The organism is Pseudorhizobium endolithicum (assembly GCF_902153245.2).
GTDB lineage: Bacteria > Pseudomonadota > Alphaproteobacteria > Rhizobiales > Rhizobiaceae > Neorhizobium > Neorhizobium endolithicum.
Map to the genome: position 1 here is coordinate 170,950 of NZ_CABFWF030000015.1, position 17,548 is coordinate 188,497.

Below are 17,548 nucleotides of genomic sequence, written 5' to 3' on the forward strand. Positions count from 1 at the left end.
GGAGCAGGCCGGGCAGGGATGAAGATCGCGACCTTCAACGTCAACGGCGTCAACGGCCGGATCGACAGTCTTCTGTGCTGGCTGGAGGAGGCGCGCCCGGATGTCGTGTGCCTGCAGGAACTGAAGGCGCCACAGGAGAAGTTTCCGTATCGCGCGCTGGAAAGGGCGGGCTACGGTGCCGTCTGGCATGGCCAGCAACGTTGGAACGGGGTCGCGATCCTGGCGCGGGACGTGGACCCCATCGAGACCCGCCGCGGCCTTGGCGGCGATCCGCAGGACAGCCACAGCCGCTACATCGAAGCCGCCGTCAACGGCGTCCTCGTCGGCTGCCTCTATGCGCCCAACGGAAATCCGGCCCCCGGCCCGAAGTTCGACTACAAGCTGGCCTGGTACGACCGCTTCCTTGCGCATGCGGGATATCTTCTTGAAAGCGGTGCCCCCGTGGTGCTGGCCGGTGACTACAACATCATTCCGGACGACCTCGACCTTTATTCTCCGGAGCGCTGGCAGGACGACGCGCTCTTCCGGCCGGAGGTCCGCGCGTTATTCGCCCGTCTCCTCGCACAGGGCTGGACGGACGCCGTCCGTCATCTTCATCCCGAAGAGCGGATCTACACGTTCTGGGATTACTTCCGGAACGCCTGGGGCCGAGATGCCGGCCTGAGGCTCGACCATCTGCTCCTCAGCCCCGCGATCGCCAACCGCCTGGAGCGGGCGGGGGTGGATCGCGAAGTGCGTGGAAGGCCTCACGCCAGCGACCACGCCCCGACGTGGATCGAATTGTGCGAGGTGTAAGGGGAGGCGGCACATAAGCGTCCGCCTCTCTTTATCGCTAGAATGCCGCCCGCTTGTCCCGCCTGCCGAGCCTTTGCAGCAGGTAATCCACCTCCACCCGCGCCGTTTCCGTCAGCGCCATGCCCGGCTTGCGTTGCGCATCCGAGGTAATCACACCGCGACGCTTGAGAACATGCTTGCGCACCGCAAGCCCGATGCCGAGTTGCTGCTCGTAGCGGATCAGCGGCAGATGCGCGTCGAACAGGTCGTGTGCCTCCTCGCGCTTTCCTTCTGCAAAGAGGTTTATGAGTTCGCTCAGCATGTCCGGAAACCCGTATCCGGTCATCGCGCCGTCGGCGCCGCGTTCCGGCTCGAAGTCTAGGAACATACCGCCATTGCCGCAGAGGATGGAGAAGGGCCGGAGTTCGCCCGCCTTCTGCATGGCGCGCAGCCTGGAGATCTTCTCCAGTCCCGGCCAGTCCTCGTGCTTCAGCATCAGGCAGGAGGGGTGGTTCGAAATCACCTTCGCCACGACGCCCGCCGACATCACCACGTTCAGCGTCAGCGGGTAATCCTGCAGCACCCACGGCACGTCGTCGCCCACGGCCTCCACTGCCTGGCCGAAGTAGTTGACGATCTGCTCGTCGGTCCGGAGCGCCGGCGTCGGCGCGATCATCACGCCGGCGGCCCCCATGTCCATGGCGTCGCGGGCAAGCGAGCGCATGGCGGCAAAGCCCGGGGCGGAAACGCCGACGATCACCGGCACCCGCGAGCGGCCGACCACCTGCCTGATGATCGCCCGGCTTTCCGAAGGCTCCAGCTTCGGCGCCTCGCCCATGATGCCGAGGATGGTGATCCCCGTGCAGCCGCTGTCCTGGTAAAAGTCCGTCAATCGGTCGATCGACGGCGTGTCGATCGACCCGTCCGGGAGGAACGGCGTGGTGGCGATGGCATAGACGCCCTTTGATTCAGCAGAAAAACTCACTGGCCGTCCTTCCATGCCTGATAGCGGGCCTTGGTTTCCGCATTCATCGGGTAGAGGCCGGGCAGCGGCACGCCGCGATCCACCTCTGTCATGATCCAGGCCTCCATCCGCTCCTGTTCCGGCGCCTCGGCAAGCACGGCGTCGAGCAGCTTCGCCGGGATCAGTACCGCACCGTCTTCATCCACGACGACGATGTCGTCGGGATAGACGGCGACACCGCCGCATGCGATCGGCTCCTGCCATCCGACGAATGTCAGCCCCGCGACCGATGGTGGGGCTGCAACACCATTGCACCAGACGTTCAGTCCGGTGCCGAGCACGCCTTCCGCGTCCCGCACGACGCCGTCCGTCACCAGGCCGGCGACGCCCTTCTTCACCATCCGCGAGCAAAGAATGTCGCCAAATATCCCGGCATCCAGCACGCCCATGGCGTCCGCGACCGCGATGCAGCCTTCCGGCATGGCCTCGATCGCGGCACGCGTGGAGATCGGGGAGGCCCAGCTTTCCGGCGTCGCAAGATCTTCGCGCGCAGGCACGAAGCGCAGGGTGAAGGCCGGGCCGACCACGCGCTTTTGGCCGGGCTTCAGCGGCTTGGTTCCCCGCATCCAGACATTGCGCAGGCCCTTCTTCAGGAGAACGGTTGTAAGGGTGGCGGTGGAGACGCCCTTCAGGATTTCGACGGTCTTCGGATCAAGCGGCATGGATACTCCTCGTACTCCGGGAGGACTGGCCCGCCCGGGAACGGGGATATTCAGATGCTCTTCCGGAGGCGTCAAGGAAGGGAATGGCGATTCCGGTCCTCCGCGTAAGGAGTCGCGAAGACCGCCGCGGTCGCAGCCGATCCTGCTACCGGGTGGAAGCAAGCGTGTGCATCCGACGCGCCGCGCAAACACCATGCTTCAGCGTCGGCCAAGGCGATCAACAGGGCCCTCGTATCAATCCTGCTCCGTCGTCCGGTCCGTGTCCCCATTCTGAAAGATCCGCCGGTCCTTCTCGACCTTGCCGAGATCGAAATTCTCGACCGGCTTGACGGGTAAATCGGTCCCGGCGGGATCCTTGCTGCCCGAAGCGGGCTGTCTCTCGTCCTTCCCGCTGGAAGCTCTCGATCGATCGGTCATTGTCATCTCCTCGGTTGGGGAGGAGAAACGATCGGGGCGCGATTTCGTTCATGATCCCCTGGCACTCCATCTCCATGTTCCTGAGCCGAGGCTCAGGAACATGTGACGGTCCGCTCGGTCACTAGCCGATCTCACTGAAGACTTCGGGGTTCTCCTCGCCTTCCACGTCCAGCCAGCCGGCCAGACCACGCTCGACCCGCGAGAGCGAGTGATCGACGAGAACATAACGGCCCGGAACTTCGGGCTGGAATTCCACGATTGCCGCGCCTCCCGCCGGCACCACGACCGTTTGGACATCTGTCTGCGGCGGCTGCGTGACGCTGCCGTTGATATAGACGCGGTCGAAGATTTCGCCGATCACGTGGAAGGAAGACACATGATTGGGGCCGCCGACGCCGAAGAAGATGCGGATCGTTTCACCGACCGAGGCTTTCATGGGGTAGTGGTCCGTCAAGGCACCGACATGGCCGTTGAGGACGAAATATTCCGGCCGTTCGTTGAGGAGCTTGTCATAGTCCTCCGTCAGCAATCCCTCCGATCCGAAGGGTTCGGCCGTATAGATCTCGCCCTGCATGACGTAGAATTCGCGGTCCACGGGAGGAAGCCCGTCTTCCGGCTCCACAAGGATCATGCCGTACATGCCGTTTGCCATATGCATGGCCACCGGCGGGACCGCGCAATGGTAGACATAAAGACCGGGATGCCGCGCCTTGAACTTGAACGCCTTCTCCTCGCCTGGAGCGCAATTGGTGGCTTCCGCGCCGCCGCCGGGGCCCGTGACAGCATGGAAGTCAACGTTGTGCATCATCCAGCTGTCTTCTGCGTTCTTGAGGTGGACCTCCACCGTATCGCCCACCCGCACGCGCACCATCGGCCCCGGAACGGTCCCGTTGAAGGTCCAGTATCGGAAGGTGGCCCGCTGATCGAGCTTTGCCTCGACTTCCCGGGTTTCGAGATCGACCCGGATGGTTTCAGGCTCCCGCCGTCCGATCGGTGGGGGCACAGCTGAGGGGTCATGCGCTATGTCATTGGACACGGGGGTGGGGACGGAATAGGCTCGCTGACTAAGACTGCCGACCGCATTGCTGTGGGATGCAGCGTGGACCGCTCCGCTGGTGCCTCCATGCCCGTGCTGTGCGGCCGCTTCCTGGGCGGCACCCAGCGTACCCAGGGCAAGGCCGGCCGAACCCGCTAATAACGCACGACGCGAAACGGCAATCCGCTCGCCCTCATCCCTGTTTTCCTGCGTTACGGTACGTGAATCAGTCATTTTGGCTTCCTCTTGAATGATTTCGAATCGGGCGGCCGGCGGCTTAGCTGCCGACAACTTCTGCAAGCAGTTCTTCCATCCGTGTCTTTGCCTTGCCCGGCAGCTTTACCGCTGTCACTTGTTCGAGATTGGCGGTGTCTTCACCAACCTGGATGACGCCGACCATCCCCATGCCCTGATGCGGAAGGCACTTGTAGCCATAGAGACCCTCAACATCGAAGGTTACCTTGATCTCTTCGTTGATCTTGCCTTTCCAGGCCTCGGCCCCTTCCGGGATCATTCCCTTGACCGATTCCGAATTATGTCCCTTGTCGACATTGATGAAGGTTACCGTGTCACCGGGAGCGATCTTCAGGTAGGCAGGCTCGAACTGCATCGCCCGCCCCTCCGAATCCTTGTTCACCATCTTGACCTCGTGGTCCGCGGCGAATGCCGGCATGCCGAGCGCAATCATCCCGAGGGCTGTCAGAGTGGTGCTAAGGACTTTCATTATCTTCTCCTTGATGTTTGTCCGTTCGTCGCCGGTCTAATCTCACCTGCCGCGGAAGGTTCCAATGGTTTGGACAATGGCCTTGGAGGAGGTTGAACGGCCTGTACGACAGGATGACTTGGAGGTTGATCAAGGGCCGGCTTCGGTTCACCAATCCTGGCATTGGCGGCGGGCGTGGCATTCTCGTCACTGCTCAGGAAGCCTTCCACAGAAAGAGCCGCCCGCAGAGAATGCTTCCCCGCAACCGATTAAGGAACTCTCCATACGGACGCCACCTCATAATTGAAGCCGCTGCCCCCTGTCAGCGCGCACCACCGGACGACGCGATCACTCGGGAGAAGTCCGAACTCAGCAAGATGCTGTTTTCCGAGCGCAGCGGCTGGAGCTCATGGTGCCATTCGCAGTCGCCGCAAACAGGTAGCCGACGTCAGGTTGACGCGAGTTCTGAAAACCCGGTTCATCAAGCTGGCTTTTTTCTTCCGGCGGAGCCGCACTAGGACGCGGAGCCGCGTACTTGCGAAGAAGGGGAGAAATGGTGCCGCTTACGTGACTCGAACACGTGACCCCATCATTACGAATGATGTGCTCTACCGACTGAGCTAAAGCGGCGTGGGCAGGACCGGCGTGCCGGCTGCGATGTGATGGGGCTGATACAGGCAAAGGAGGCCGATTTCAAGCCGGGATTTTGTGGCGCCGCCATTTTCCCCTTCCGTATCTGACGGGCGCCCTCAGGCGCACAGGCGGTTGCGAGCCTCACGGTATTCGCGTTCCAGCCGCCCAACCAGTTCGGCCACCGGCACGACCGCCTTCACCGCGCCCACGCCCTGGCCGGCGCCCCAGATGTCCTTCCAGGCCTTGGCGCCGGTCACCGCCTTGTCGAAGTCCATCTTGGAGGGATCGGCGGCCGGAAGGTTCTCCGGATCCATGCCCGAGGCCAGGATCGAACCCTTAAGGTAATTGCCGTGAATTCCGGTGAAGTAGTTGGAGTAGACGATGTCGGCAGCTTGTGATTCCGTGATCATCCGCTTGTAGGCATCCACCGCGCGCGCCTCGTCCGTGGCGATGAAGGGCGTGCCGATATAGGCCATGTCGGCGCCCATGGCCTGTGCCGCCAGGATGCCTCCGCCGGTACCGATGGCTCCGGCGAGCAGAAGCGGTCCGTCGAACCATTCGCGGATCTCCTGCACCAGCGCAAAGGGCGACAGCGGGCCGGCATGTCCGCCCGCGCCGGCTGCGACCGCGATCAGCCCGTCCGCACCCTTGCGGATCGCCGAATTCGCATGCCGGTTGTTGATCACGTCGTGCAGCACGATGCCGCCGTAGGAATGCACCGCAGCGTTCACCTCCGGCACGGCTCCCAGCGACGAGATCACGATCGGCACCTTGTATTTCACGCACATCATCAGGTCGTGCTCCAGCCGCTTGTTGGAGGTGTGCACGATCTGGTTGACGGCGAACGGGGCGGCCGGCTGGTCCGGATGGGCGGCATCGTGTGCTGCGAGTTCCTCCGTGATCATCGCCAGCCACTCGTCGAGCTGGCTCTCCGGCCGCGCATTCAGCGCCGGAAAGGCGCCCACGACACCGGCCTTGCATTGCGCCAGCGTCAGCGCCGGATGGGATATGATGAAGAGCGGCGAGGCGACCACCGGCAGGCGAAGTTTGTCCTTCAGAATCGGCGGCAGCATCATATCCTCCTTCGACTTACGTTTACGCAAACGTAAGTGTCACTAACAGAATGCCGGAGACTCGAAAAGAGGGCGTGGAGCAGACGCCTGAGCAGATGACGGCATCGGCCCCACATTCGCCGGAATGCGAGTGCTTGCAGTTCGCGGCCGGAAGGATTACCCAAACGTCGATCAGTGGCCCATCGTGGGGCAGAATACGCAGGAACGGTTTTGAGCGGTTTGGAAACAGCCATCAGGAACGCGTTGGAAAAATCCGACCGCACCAGTCCGGAGATCCGTGCGCGCATCTACCAGTCGGCGCGCCAGGCCCTTGATGCCGGTCTTCAGAAACAGGGCATATCGGACCAGCAGGTCGTGGCGGCTCAGCGGCAGCGCCTGGAACTGAAGATCCGCGAGATCGAGATGGAGGAGCGGGCGCGGGTACGGCCCGTGAGCGCTCCGGCCACGCCGCAGGCCGCTCCCCCGGCGCCGAAGCCGGCAATATCGCCGGAGGCCTCCGTCGGGGACGCGTCGATCCTGGGCGGCGCCACGCGGGACGAAGCGTTTCCCGCCATGGCGCCGGCGCCGAACGTATCCAGTCTCGATGCGCTTCGTGCAGAACGCCCTGCTTCCTCCGGACCGGCCGCGCCCGAGGAGCCGAAGGCGCGGGCCGTGCGTTCGCGCGGACGCCGGCGGGAGCGCGATGCGGCGATCCTTGATGCCCCGCCAGAACGGGCTGCCAAACCACGCCGGCGTCGCGGCTTCCTGTCGGTATTGGTGGCATGGCTCGTGTTCTTCGCGTTGGTGGGCCTCGCCGCCTGGTGGGCCTACTCGTCCGGTTTGGTGCAGCAATCGCTCCAGCAGGCAATGGAGGCGACGGAACGGTCGCTGTCCGGTCAACGCACCGGGTCCGCAGGCCCAAGCCCGCAGGCCGGTTTTTCCGAAGAATGGGTCGAGGTGTTCGACGGCGCGGACGCAGCCGCCGTCGTGGGCGGCGCATCGGCAGTCGTGGAACCTGTTTCCACCTCCGCTACGCCTGCCTTGCGGCTGACATCCGGTTCGCCCGGCGGCGAAGGCGACCTGGGGATCACCATCCCGGTCGACGTCCTGCGCGAACTCGCGGGCAAGTCGTCGACGATCGCGCTCACGGTTCAGTCCGCAACGGAAGTGCCCGTTCAGTTTTCGGTGCGCTGCGATTTCGGAAGCCTCGGGACCTGTCCGCGCCATCGCTTCACGGCGCGGCAGGAGAGGGAGGATCTCCTCCTGCGGGTCACCTTCGAGGGCTCCATCGCGCCCGATGCGCCCGGCAAGCTGCTCCTCAACACCGCTCTTGACGATCCCCAGGCCGCCCTGCTCCTGCATTCGGTGAGGGTGCTGCCGGGGCAGTAAGCAGTCAGCGCAGGGCTTCGGGGCCGTCACCTGCGATGTTGCGGTCGATCTCTCCGATGGCCTCCAGGTCCCGCCCTTCGTAGTCGATTGACAGCAGCAGGTGCCGGATGACGTTGATCCGCGCCCGCCGCTTGTCGTTGGCCTTCACCACCGTCCATGGCGCATGCGTCGTATGGGTCGCGGCCAGCATGCTGTCGCGTGCCTTCGTGTAGTCCTTCCACTTCGTCAGCGCGGCGATGTCCATGGGCGACAGCTTCCAGATCTTCAAAGGGTCGTGCCGTCGGTCGTGGAAGCGCTTCAACTGCATCTCGCGGCCGATGTTGAGCCAGAACTTGAAGAGATGGATGCCCTCGTCGACGATCATCTGTTCGAGCCGAGGAGCGTCGCGGAGAAAAGCGCGGCACTCCTCGGGCGTGCAGAAGCCCATGACGGGCTCCACGACGCCGCGATTGTACCACGAGCGGTCGAAGAGGACGATTTCCCCCGCCGTCGGGAAGTGGTCGACGTAACGCTGGAAGTACCACTGGCCCCTCTCGACTTCCGTCGGCTTCGGCAGGGCGACGACGCGGGCAAAGCGGGGATTGAGATAGGCGCGGATCGAGAAGATCGTCCCGCCTTTTCCGGCGGCATCCCGCCCCTCGAACAAGGCCATCACCCGCTTGCCGCTCTCCTGCAGCCAGAACTGCAACTTGACGAGCTCGATCTGCAATTCCTTCAGGGCCTTCTCGTACTTCTCCTTTTCCATCTTGTCGTCATAGGGATAGCCGCCGGACGCCAAGGCCGCCTCGTCCACCCAGTGCGGCAGCTTCGGATCGTCGATGTCGAACAGGCGCCGCTGGCCATGGATGTCCAGTTCCACGGTGCGGTCTTGGCTGATACTGCTCATGGCGGACTCTCCCTGCTGCCGGCGGTGCCGATGGAACCTTGCTCCCCGATGGAATTAATCCCGTTCCACCGGACGTCGATGTATATCTGTCATGAAATCGGCCTAGAGCCGAAACCGGAGGACCGGGAGGCATCTGACGGATGGCGTTTCATGATTGGGGGAAGGAATTGAGCAATCGACTGCAGGCGGAATGGATGATGCTGGCAGCGCTGTCGATTGTGGCGGCGGCGACGGTTTTCGCAGGGTTGCCCCTCTGGCAGGTGGCGCTGGGATGGTTCTTCCTGGCAGGTGTCGTGCTGGCCGGCGGTCGGGACCGGCCCCGTCCGCCGGTCGCCGAGACGGCCCGGCAGCCCAGGGAAAGGGATCTGCTGGGGGAGGTTCCCTCCACGCTCGATGCTCTTGATGTTCCGGCGCTGGTGCTGGATCGCGAAGCGAATATCCTTTTTCAGAATGATGCGTCCAGCCGGACTTTCGGGTCTCTGCCCACCGGCGCGCATATCTCTGCGAGACTCAGGTCGCCGGCCGTGCTCGACATGATCAGGGAGACGCTGGCGACCGGCAGGCCCAACCAGATCGAGCATGCGGAGCGGCTGCCGTCGCAACAGGTCTACCTGGTGCGTATCGCGCCCGTCGATCTGCCGGCGGAGGGGCAGGGGAAGAGGCTTTTCCTTCTGGCCTTCCGCGACATCTCGGAACTGCGCCGGCTGGACCGCATGCGCAGCGATTTCGTCGCCAATGCCAGCCACGAGCTCCGCACCCCGCTCGCCTCGCTCCGCGGCTTCATCGAAACGCTGCAGGGGCCGGCGAAGTCCGATCCGAAGGCTCAGGAGCGGTTTCTGTCGATCATGCTGGATCAGTCGACGCGCATGAGCCGGCTGCTCGACGATCTCCTGTCCCTGTCGCGGCTCGAACTGCGGGCCAATGTCGCACCGGAGGGAAAGGTCGATCTGGTTTCCCTGCTCTCGCATGTGCGGGATTCCCTGTCTCCCCTTGCCGGAGATCTCGGCGTCAGCATCAACCTCTATTTGCCTCCGGGACCAGTGGAGGTAGCCGGTGAACGCGACGAACTGGTTCAGGTGTTCGAGAACCTTGTCGAGAATGCATGCAAGTACGGGCAGGAAGGCAAGGCTGTCGACGTGTTTCTGAGCGCCGCGGAAGCGGGGCCGCTTGAGGTCACCGTGGCCGACTACGGTCCCGGTATCCCATCCGAACATCTGCCGCGGCTGACGGAGCGCTTCTATCGCGTCAGTGTCGAGGACAGCCGCTCGAAGAAGGGCACGGGACTGGGCCTGGCGATCGTCAAGCATATCCTGACCCGCCACCGCGCCCGGCTGATCGTGGCTTCCGAAGTCGGCAAGGGTAGTCGGTTCACCGTCCGCTTCTAACGCTGCGCGCGTAGGAACCGTGAAAATGCGGACGGCAATGCAAAAATAAAGGCGGACCGGAGCCCGCCTTAGATCCTCATCTTCCGGGCATTTTCAGACCCGGACAGCTGCCTTCCGGCGGTCGGCGACCGGCTGGTAGGCCAGCCGGGCATGATAGCCGCAATAGGGCGAAGCCTCGGAGGCATCCACACCGCAGAAGTGGAAGTCGTCCTTGAGGGGGTCGCCCATCGGCCACTTGCAGGTGCGCTCCGTCAGGTCGGTGAGGGCGAGCTTGCGGGAGATCGGCACGACCACGTTGGACGGCGGGACGAATTCGATTTCCTCTGCCGCGATGTCGATCTCCTCCTTCAGCGCGGTCGCGCCGACGGTGCGGGTGACCGTGCGGGTCACGCTCCGTGCGGGATAGTTCGCCGGACGGGCGGACGGAGCCGGGCGCTTGACGGCGCGGGTGGAGGTGGCGGAACCGCCTGCCTTGGCGCGCCCCGGAAGGTTCAGCCGATGTACCTTGCCGATCACCGCATTGCGGCTGACGCCGCCGAGCTGGGCGGCGATCTGGCTGGCGCTCAGTCCTTCGGCCCACAATCTCTTCAGCTTTTCGACGCGCTCGTCTGTCCAGTTCATGCCCGTTCTCCGCCTTTGAACGTCTCCGGCATGCGGAATCCCTCCCCGTCGGCGCGAATGACAATTCGCGCCAGCCACTATATCTAGGCTTTGAGGTGACTAGTTCCGCCGCATGCAGTCTAGTTATTGATTGTCAAACTACTGGGCCGGTGACTCCGTGGCAAGAGTCCGCGGAATCCGCACGAATCGATTTTCGGGTTTTCCCCAACTTGCTTTTCGAGCGAGTCATTTTTGTCACATCACGACGTCGCTATCCTGGAGCGCGCTTTTGTTGACATGCCGGGGCGAAATGCAGATAGTGCCCGCGCCGCCCGAGAGGGCGGCATTTTTTTGATTGATTTCCGCCCTGATCGGCTGTGATCGCAAGGAGCTGCTCCCTATGGCTGAAGCCGCGCTGTTCGACACGTACAACCGCATATCGCTGCGCTTCGAGCGAGGGGAGGGCGTATGGCTGATCACCGAGACCGGCGAGCGCTATCTCGACTTCGCAGCCGGCATCGCCGTCAACTCCCTCGGGCATGCCCATCCGCATCTCGTGGATGCGTTGAAGGCTCAGGCGGACAAGCTGTGGCACCTGTCGAACCTCTACGATGTTCCCGGGCAGGAGAAGCTTGCACGGCGGCTGACCCAGGCGACCTTTGCCGACAAGGTCTTCTTCACCAATTCGGGCGCGGAGGCGCTGGAATGCGCCATCAAGACGGCACGCCGCTACCAGTTCAGCAAGGGCCATCCCGAACGGTTCCACATCATCACCTTCGAGGGCGCCTTCCATGGCCGCACGCTGGCGACCATCGCGGCCGGCGGCCAGGCCAAGTATCTGGAAGGTTTCGGGCCGAAGGTCAGTGGCTTCGATCAGGTGCCGTTCGGAGACATAGATGCGCTGAAGGCGGCGATCACCGATGCCACGGCGGCAATCCTCATCGAGCCGGTTCAGGGCGAGGGCGGCCTGCGCCTGGTTTCCAGGGAGTTCATGCGCACGCTGCGCCAGTTGTGCGATGAGCACGGGCTTCTTCTCATCCTGGACGAAGTCCAGTCGGGCGTCGGCCGCACCGGCAAGCTCTTCGCCCATGAGTGGTCCGGTATCACGCCGGATATCATGGCCGTCGCGAAGGGTATCGGCGGCGGCTTCCCGCTCGGCGCCTGCCTTGCGACGGAGGAGGCCGCAAGCGGCATGAAGGCGGGCACCCATGGCACCACCTATGGCGGCAACCCGCTCGCCATGGCCGTGGGCAACGCCGTGCTGGACGTGGTGCTCGCGGACGGCTTTCTGGAGCACGTGCGCGATGTCGCCCTGGTGTTCCGCCAGGGCCTTGAGGGCCTGAAGGATCGCTATCCGGACGTCATCGAGGAGATCCGCGGTGAAGGCCTGATGCTCGGCATCAAGGCGAAGGTTCCCAATGCGGACCTGCTGCAGGCGATGCGGTCGGAGCATATCCTGGCGGTGCCGGCCGGCGACAACGTATTGCGGCTCCTGCCGCCGCTCGTCGTCACCGCCGACGAAGCACGCGAGGGCCTCGCCCGCATCGAACGCGCGGCAGAAAGCCTTCACAAGTCCGGTATGAAGAAATCAGCGTAAGGAGCGGGAGCCTGCGCTCCCTTCACGATATGGCATCACCCAGGCATTTTCTCGATCTATCGGCAGTCTCCGCGGAAGATCTCCGGACCATTCTCGATGACGCGCGGGAGCGGAAGCAGGCGACCAAGGCAGGTACGGCGAAGCGCCCGCTCGAAGGCAAGATGCTGGCGATGATCTTCGAAAAGCCGTCCACGCGTACTCGCGTGTCCTTCGACGTCGGCATGCGCCAGCTCGGCGGCGAGACCCTTTTCCTCTCCGGTACCGAAATGCAGCTCGGCCGCGCCGAAACGATCGGCGACACCGCCAAGGTCCTATCGCGCTACGTGGACGCGATCATGATCCGCACCACGGAGCACGCTCGCCTGCTGGAGATGGCGGAACACGCGACCGTCCCGGTCATCAACGCCCTCACGGACGATACCCATCCCTGCCAGATCATGGCTGACATCATGACCTTTGAGGAACTTCGCGGCCCGGTGAAGGGCAAGACGATCGCCTGGACCGGCGACGGCAACAATGTCCTGCATTCCTTCGTCGAAGGTGCAGCCCGCTTCGGATATCGGATGAACATGGCTGTTCCCATGGGTTCGGAGCCTTCCGACAAATTCCTGAACTGGGCGCGCAACAACGGCGGGGATATCATGCTGTGCCATGATGCCGAGCGGGCCGTGGCGGGTGCCGATTGCATTGTGACGGATACCTGGGTGTCCATGAACCAGGAGCACAAGGCGCGAGGCCACAACATCTTCCAGCCCTATCAGGTGAACGGCGCGCTGATGAAGCAGGCCAAGCCGGAAGCGCTCTTCATGCACTGCCTGCCCGCGCACCGCGGGGAAGAGGTGACCGACGAGGTGATCGACGGGCCGCAGTCGGTGGTTTTCGACGAAGCGGAAAACCGCCTGCACGCCCAGAAATCCATCCTGGCATGGTGCCTCGGGGTCGTCTGACCTCCTCCTTGATTTGCCGGGAAACCGACACCATCTGTCGGCTTTCGGTCCCGTGCCATCCAGATGGGCGGGAATTCACCCACTTTGTCGACGCCTTTTGCGCCGCTGCGGTTCCGCCTGAAGCCGTGCGCATGTAAAAGCGGACATTGTCCGGCGTCCAGGAGCAAGTCATGGCGGAAGCGACCGTTGAAATGAATGAGCTGAACTTTGCGGGAGACGACCGGGTCGTTCCGTTCCAGGTGGAAGGGCTGGATGTGCGGGGACGCGCCGTCCAGTTGGGCCCGCTCCTGAACTCGATCCTCGGGCGGCACGACTATCCCGCTCCCGTCGCGCGCCTGCTTGCCGAAGCGATCGTGCTGACGGCTCTTCTGGGTACGTCCCTGAAGTTCGACGGCAAGTTCACCGTGCAGACCAAGGGCGACGGGCCCGTTGACCTTCTGGTCGCGGATTTCTCGACGCCCGACAGCCTGCGCGCCTATGCACGCTACGACGAGGACGCCCTTGCGGCAGCCGTCGCGGAAGGAAAAACCTCCCCGCCGGAACTGCTGGGTGCGGGCGTACTTGCCTTCACGATCGATCACGGCCACGGCATGCAGCCCTATCAGGGCATCGTGCCCCTGGACGGCTCTTCGCTGGAGGAGATCGCCGGCGTCTATTTCCGCCAGTCGGAGCAGATCCCCACGAAGGTAAGGCTGGGTGTGGCCGAGCTTCTGGACCGGGATGCCGAAGGCCGGCCGCGCCACAACTGGCGGGCGGGCGGACTGGTGGCGCAGTTCCTGCCGCAGGCGCCCGAGCGTATGCGCCAGCCGGATCTGCACGGCGGCGACGGTGACGAGCGGGAGCACGATCAGAGCGACGACGATGCATGGTCGGAAGCGCGTGTGATGGTGGAAACGATCGACACGGATGAACTGACGGATCCGCAGGTGCCGATCGAACGGCTGCTCTTCCGGCTGTTTCATGAACGTGGCGTGCGGGTCTACAAGCCGCAGACGGTGGTGGATCGGTGCAGCTGCTCGCGCGAGAAGATCAAGGGCGTGCTGGACGGCTTCAGCGCGGAGGAGATCAGCGCCAGCGAGCAGGAAGGCGAGATCGCCGTGACCTGCGAGTTTTGCTCGACCACCTACCGCTACGCGGTCGAGGAGTTCGCCGCCGCGTGAGTGCGGCCGGTGCGGGTGCTAGTTGAGCACCCGCAGAAGCCCCGGCGAATCCAGCGAGAACGCCGGGATGTCGACATGGAAGCTATTTCCTTCGTCGTCTTCCATCGTGTAGTGGCCGAACATCATGCCGGAGGGTGTGTCGAGGGGGCAGCCCGAGGAGTATTCGTATGAATCTCCCGGCAAGAGCCGTGGCTGTTCGCCCACGACGCCCGGACCTTCGACCTCGTCCACGGTGCCGTTCTGGTCGGTGATGTGCCAATACCGCTGCGTCAGCCGCACCGCACGGTCGGAGTGGTTCTCGATGACGATATGGTAGCCCCAGACATATCTGCTGTCCTCCGGACTGGATTGCTCCTCCAGATAATAGGGCTCCACGACGACTTCTATGTCTTTCGTTCTGGCGCGATACATACGCGGCACTTTCGATGATACCGTTCCGGGTATGTTACAGCTTCGCTAAAACGTCAAGAAAAGCGAGAGCTTGAGAGCGCCCGTTTCCCTTCGGAGAACTCCTTTTCGGCGATTAACGATAACCGGGAGAGTTAACCGGTTCCGGTGCTCTCCCGGCCGCGGTCAGCCCGGAACCTTGTCCAGCGCGCGGGCGAAGTCCTCGATCAGGTCGTCCGTGTCCTCGATGCCCGCCGAAAGCCTGAGCGTCCCGGCGGAAATGCCAAGCTCGGCACGAGCCTCGTCGCCGAGGTTCTTGTGGGTCGTGGTGCCGGGATGGGTGATCAGGCTCTTGGCATCGCCGAGATTGTTGGAGATCTTCACCACGTCCAGCGCGTTCTGAAGCGCGAATGCCGCGGCCTTGCCGCCCTTCAGCTCGAGGCAGACCAGCGTGGAGCCGCCGCTCATCTGCTTGGCGATGATGTCCGCCTGCGGGTGGTCCGCCCGGCCGGGATAGATGACCTTGGCGATCTTCGGATGGCCGGCCAGCAGGTCGGCGATCCGCGCGGCATTTTCCGTCTGCTGGCGAACCCGCAGCGGCAGCGTCTCGATCCCCTTCAGCAGCGTCCAGGCATTGAACGGCGACATGGCCGGACCGGTGTGGCGGAAATAGTCCTGGAGGTTCTCGTCGATCCACTGCTTGTCGGAAAGTACGACGCCGCCCAGGCAGCGCCCCTGGCCGTCGATGTGCTTCGTGGCGGAGTAGACGACGACATGGGCGCCGAGCTCCAGTGGCTTCTGGAAGAGTGGGGTGGCAAACACGTTGTCGACCACCACCTTGGCTCCGATCTGGTTCGCGAGCTTCGCAACGCCGGCAATATCAATCACTTCCAATGTCGGGTTGGTGGGGCTTTCGAGGAAGAAGACCTTGGTGTTCTTCCGGATTGCCTTTTCCCAGTTTGCGATGTCGCGTCCGTCGACCAGGGTGCATTCGACGCCATATTTGGGTGCCAGCGTCTCCACCACCCAGCGGCAGGAGCCGAAGAGCGCGCGGGCGGCGACGATATGATCGCCCGCCTTCACTTGGCAGAGGATCGCGGCAGCGACGGCCGCCATGCCCGATGCCATGGCGCGCGCTTCCTCCGCGCCCTCCAGAAGGCACATGCGCTTCTCGAACATGTCGTTGGTCGGGCTGCCGTAGCGGGCGTAGATATAGCCTTCGCTCTCGCCCTTGAAGCGCGCTTCGGCCGCCTCCGCCGTCTCGTAGACGAAGCCTTGGGTCAGGTAGATCGCCTCGGAGGTTTCGCCATATTGCGACCGGATCGTTCCGCCGTGGACGAGCTGGGTTGCGGGGCGCCATTTCGTGCTCATGCGCTTGCACCTTTCAGACACAAAAAAACCGGTCGCGTCAGCAGACCGGTCTTGCCCCCGGTCTTTTTAGCCACTTGTTTAACGTGGCTGCAAGCCGACCGGCCAAATCACCACGGGATAAAACTGCCATAGCGCTCGTCCTCGCTTGCGTCAATGGCAGGCATTTGGTTTTGTCCCAGCCAGACGGGGAAGACGAGAATGACACGGAACACCGGAATCCTGGCCGATCGGGCCATAGTGGCGCTGTTCGACAGCGGCCGCCTGGCGTCGGAGAAGCCGCTGGACGGCGATCAGATTCAACCTGCGAGCCTCGACCTGCGGCTCGGCGCCAAGGCATTTCGCGTCCGCGCAAGCTTCATGCCCGGCCCCAACAGCCGGGTGGCGGACAAGCTCGATCGCCTCAAGCTGCATGTGGTGGACCTGTCGGAAGGCGCCGTCCTGGAAACCGGCTGCGTCTATATCGTGCCGCTCATGGAGAAACTGGACCTGCCGGCGGAAATGTCCGCCTCCGCCAATCCCAAGAGCTCCACCGGCCGCCTCGACATCTTCACCCGCGTGATCACCGACTACGCCCAGGAGTTCGACAAGATCCCGGCCGGCTATTCCGGGCCGCTCTACCTGGAGATCAGCCCGCGGACCTTTCCCATCGTCGTCCGGCGCGGCTCGCGCCTGTCGCAGATCCGCTTCCGCATCGGCAATGCCCTGCTGGGAGAACCGGAGCTGCTGCAGTTGCACGAGGCCGAGACACTGGTTGCGGCCCGGCAGCCGAATGTCAGCGGCGGCGGTATTGCCCTCTCGATCGACCTCACCGGCGACAAGGACGGCCTCATCGGCTACCGCGGCAAGCATCACACGGCGGTGGTGGATGTCGACAAGAAGGCCCAGCACGACATCTTCGATTTCTGGGAGCCGCTCTACAGCCGCGGCCGCAACGAACTCATCCTCGACCCGGACGAGTTCTACATCCTCGTATCCCGGGAGGCGGTGCATGTGCCGCCGCTCTATGCCGCGGAGATGACCCCCTTCGATCCGCTGGTTGGCGAGTTCCGCGTCCATTATGCCGGCTTCTTCGATCCCGGCTTCGGTCATGCGGAAGCCGGCGGGCGCGGCAGCCGCGCCGTTCTCGAAGTGCGCAGCCATGAGGTGCCGTTCATCTTGGAGGACGGCCAGATCGTCGGTCGCCTCGTCTATGAGCACATGCTGCAACGGCCCGATGCGCTCTATGGCGTCGGCCTCGGCTCCAACTACCAGGCGCAGGGGCTGAAGCTGTCGAAGCACTTCCGCATCGGCTGAGGGAACGCCGCTCTCCGCTGGATCGACGCTTGACAGAGACGGCGAACTGATAGAACTCTGCGCACCGTCGCGGGTGTAGCTCAATGGTAGAGCAGCAGCTTCCCAAGCTGACGACGAGGGTTCGATTCCCTTCACCCGCTCCAACCTCACGATGTCCGACCCGGAGACATAGGTAACAGACTGTACCTAAGACATGGGTGACAACCTCGTGCCGAACGGGTTGTCGATGGTT

General features: G+C 63.5%; 17 protein-coding genes, 2 tRNA genes and 1 riboswitch. Of the genes, 8 read left to right on the plus strand and 11 right to left on the minus strand.

From position 1 onward, the window contains the following. Positions 1-18 precede the first annotated feature (18 nt). A complete protein-coding gene (locus tag RTCK_RS18410) occupies positions 19-795 on the plus strand; it encodes an exodeoxyribonuclease III (RefSeq protein ID WP_142593865.1) in 777 nt (258 codons plus the stop codon). Between the two features lie 37 nt (positions 796-832). On the opposite strand, the gene RTCK_RS18415 is transcribed toward RTCK_RS18410, so the two are convergent. From RTCK_RS18415 to RTCK_RS18445, 7 genes are all read right to left on the minus strand, one after another. After that, entirely contained in the window at positions 833-1,759 is a 927-nt protein-coding gene (locus tag RTCK_RS18415) for a dihydrodipicolinate synthase family protein (protein ID WP_142593866.1), read from the minus strand. After that, positions 1,756-2,460 carry a ribonuclease activity regulator RraA gene (locus RTCK_RS18420; protein ID WP_142521942.1) on the minus strand — a complete coding sequence of 235 codons (705 nt, stop codon included), beginning with the start codon at positions 2,458-2,460 and terminating at the stop codon, positions 1,756-1,758. The genes RTCK_RS18415 and RTCK_RS18420 overlap by 4 nt, the downstream gene beginning before the upstream one ends. A 234-nt stretch (positions 2,461-2,694) precedes the next feature. Beyond that, positions 2,695-2,877: a hypothetical protein gene (locus RTCK_RS18425; protein WP_142593867.1), complete on the minus strand. Its 183-nt coding sequence runs from the start codon at positions 2,875-2,877 to the stop codon at positions 2,695-2,697. A 121-nt stretch (positions 2,878-2,998) separates the two neighbouring features. Further along, entirely contained in the window at positions 2,999-4,147 is a 1,149-nt protein-coding gene (gene nirK, locus RTCK_RS18430) for a copper-containing nitrite reductase (RefSeq protein ID WP_142593868.1), read from the minus strand. Positions 4,148-4,190: 43 nt separating this feature from the next. After that, complete coding sequence (locus tag RTCK_RS18435; protein WP_142593869.1) at positions 4,191-4,637, minus strand: pseudoazurin; 447 nt, start codon at positions 4,635-4,637, stop codon at positions 4,191-4,193. A gap of 533 nt (positions 4,638-5,170) precedes the next feature. Continuing rightward, positions 5,171-5,246: transfer RNA gene (locus RTCK_RS18440), tRNA-Thr, on the minus strand. Between the two features lie 119 nt (positions 5,247-5,365). After that, positions 5,366-6,325: an NAD(P)H-dependent flavin oxidoreductase gene (locus RTCK_RS18445; protein ID WP_142593870.1), complete on the minus strand. Its 960-nt coding sequence runs from the start codon at positions 6,323-6,325 to the stop codon at positions 5,366-5,368. Between the two features lie 207 nt (positions 6,326-6,532). Between RTCK_RS18445 and RTCK_RS18450 the strand changes: the two genes are divergently transcribed. After that, the gene (locus RTCK_RS18450; protein WP_211181462.1) at positions 6,533-7,690 is read left to right on the plus strand and encodes a PulJ/GspJ family protein; all 1,158 of its coding nucleotides are present in this window, start codon (positions 6,533-6,535) and stop codon (positions 7,688-7,690) included. A 4-nt stretch (positions 7,691-7,694) separates the two neighbouring features. Here RTCK_RS18450 and ppk2 read toward each other — a convergent pair whose 3' ends face one another. Further along, positions 7,695-8,576 (minus strand): polyphosphate kinase 2, encoded by an 882-nt coding sequence (gene ppk2, locus RTCK_RS18455; protein WP_142593872.1) that lies wholly within the window; start codon positions 8,574-8,576, stop codon positions 7,695-7,697. 140 nt (positions 8,577-8,716) lie between these two features. On the opposite strand from ppk2, the gene phoR reads away from it, so the two are divergent. Further along, complete coding sequence (gene phoR / locus RTCK_RS18460) at positions 8,717-9,961, plus strand: phosphate regulon sensor histidine kinase PhoR (protein WP_185928052.1); 1,245 nt, start codon at positions 8,717-8,719, stop codon at positions 9,959-9,961. Positions 9,962-10,054: 93 nt separating this feature from the next. On the opposite strand, the gene RTCK_RS18465 is transcribed toward phoR, so the two are convergent. Then, a complete protein-coding gene (locus tag RTCK_RS18465) occupies positions 10,055-10,582 on the minus strand; it encodes a GcrA family cell cycle regulator (protein ID WP_142593873.1) in 528 nt (175 codons plus the stop codon). Positions 10,583-10,961: 379 nt separating this feature from the next. On the opposite strand from RTCK_RS18465, the gene RTCK_RS18470 reads away from it, so the two are divergent. From RTCK_RS18470 to RTCK_RS18480, 3 genes are all read left to right on the plus strand, one after another. Further along, the gene (locus RTCK_RS18470) at positions 10,962-12,158 is read left to right on the plus strand and encodes an aspartate aminotransferase family protein (RefSeq protein ID WP_142521933.1); all 1,197 of its coding nucleotides are present in this window, start codon (positions 10,962-10,964) and stop codon (positions 12,156-12,158) included. A gap of 29 nt (positions 12,159-12,187) precedes the next feature. Next, complete coding sequence (gene argF, locus RTCK_RS18475; protein ID WP_142593874.1) at positions 12,188-13,105, plus strand: ornithine carbamoyltransferase; 918 nt, start codon at positions 12,188-12,190, stop codon at positions 13,103-13,105. 170 nt (positions 13,106-13,275) lie between these two features. Then, on the plus strand, positions 13,276-14,265 hold the full coding sequence (locus RTCK_RS18480; protein WP_142521931.1) for an Hsp33 family molecular chaperone: 990 nt from the start codon (positions 13,276-13,278) through the stop codon (positions 14,263-14,265). 18 nt (positions 14,266-14,283) lie between these two features. On the opposite strand, the gene apaG is transcribed toward RTCK_RS18480, so the two are convergent. Both apaG and RTCK_RS18490 read right to left on the minus strand, forming a co-directional pair. After that, positions 14,284-14,676, minus strand: coding sequence for a Co2+/Mg2+ efflux protein ApaG (gene apaG, locus RTCK_RS18485; protein ID WP_142521930.1), 393 nt, complete (start codon positions 14,674-14,676; stop codon positions 14,284-14,286). Positions 14,677-14,838: 162 nt separating this feature from the next. Further along, complete coding sequence (locus tag RTCK_RS18490; protein WP_142593875.1) at positions 14,839-16,023, minus strand: O-succinylhomoserine sulfhydrylase; 1,185 nt, start codon at positions 16,021-16,023, stop codon at positions 14,839-14,841. Between the two features lie 45 nt (positions 16,024-16,068). Continuing rightward, positions 16,069-16,147, minus strand: a riboswitch (SAM riboswitch). 74 nt (positions 16,148-16,221) lie between these two features. Between RTCK_RS18490 and RTCK_RS18495 the strand changes: the two genes are divergently transcribed. Both RTCK_RS18495 and RTCK_RS18500 read left to right on the plus strand, forming a co-directional pair. After that, complete coding sequence (locus RTCK_RS18495) at positions 16,222-17,316, plus strand: 2'-deoxycytidine 5'-triphosphate deaminase (protein ID WP_142593876.1); 1,095 nt, start codon at positions 16,222-16,224, stop codon at positions 17,314-17,316. 69 nt (positions 17,317-17,385) lie between these two features. After that, a tRNA-Gly gene (locus RTCK_RS18500) sits at positions 17,386-17,459 on the plus strand. Positions 17,460-17,548 lie beyond the last annotated feature (89 nt).

Coding starts and splice junctions, on each gene's coding strand:
- RTCK_RS18480 (WP_142521931.1), top strand. CDS start 13,276: ATGGCGGAAGCGACCGTTGAAATGAATGAGCTGAACTTTGCGGGAGAC.
- RTCK_RS18465 (WP_142593873.1), bottom strand. CDS start 10,582: ATGAACTGGACAGACGAGCGCGTCGAAAAGCTGAAGAGATTGTGGGCC.
- nirK (WP_142593868.1), bottom strand. CDS start 4,147: ATGACTGATTCACGTACCGTAACGCAGGAAAACAGGGATGAGGGCGAG.
- RTCK_RS18410 (WP_142593865.1), top strand. CDS start 19: ATGAAGATCGCGACCTTCAACGTCAACGGCGTCAACGGCCGGATCGAC.
- RTCK_RS18425 (WP_142593867.1), bottom strand. CDS start 2,877: ATGACCGATCGATCGAGAGCTTCCAGCGGGAAGGACGAGAGACAGCCC.
- RTCK_RS18435 (WP_142593869.1), bottom strand. CDS start 4,637: ATGAAAGTCCTTAGCACCACTCTGACAGCCCTCGGGATGATTGCGCTC.
- argF (WP_142593874.1), top strand. CDS start 12,188: ATGGCATCACCCAGGCATTTTCTCGATCTATCGGCAGTCTCCGCGGAA.
- phoR (WP_185928052.1), top strand. CDS start 8,717: ATGGCGTTTCATGATTGGGGGAAGGAATTGAGCAATCGACTGCAGGCG.
- RTCK_RS18495 (WP_142593876.1), top strand. CDS start 16,222: ATGACACGGAACACCGGAATCCTGGCCGATCGGGCCATAGTGGCGCTG.
- ppk2 (WP_142593872.1), bottom strand. CDS start 8,576: ATGAGCAGTATCAGCCAAGACCGCACCGTGGAACTGGACATCCATGGC.
- RTCK_RS18445 (WP_142593870.1), bottom strand. CDS start 6,325: ATGATGCTGCCGCCGATTCTGAAGGACAAACTTCGCCTGCCGGTGGTC.
- RTCK_RS18490 (WP_142593875.1), bottom strand. CDS start 16,023: ATGAGCACGAAATGGCGCCCCGCAACCCAGCTCGTCCACGGCGGAACG.
- apaG (WP_142521930.1), bottom strand. CDS start 14,676: ATGTATCGCGCCAGAACGAAAGACATAGAAGTCGTCGTGGAGCCCTAT.
- RTCK_RS18470 (WP_142521933.1), top strand. CDS start 10,962: ATGGCTGAAGCCGCGCTGTTCGACACGTACAACCGCATATCGCTGCGC.
- RTCK_RS18420 (WP_142521942.1), bottom strand. CDS start 2,460: ATGCCGCTTGATCCGAAGACCGTCGAAATCCTGAAGGGCGTCTCCACC.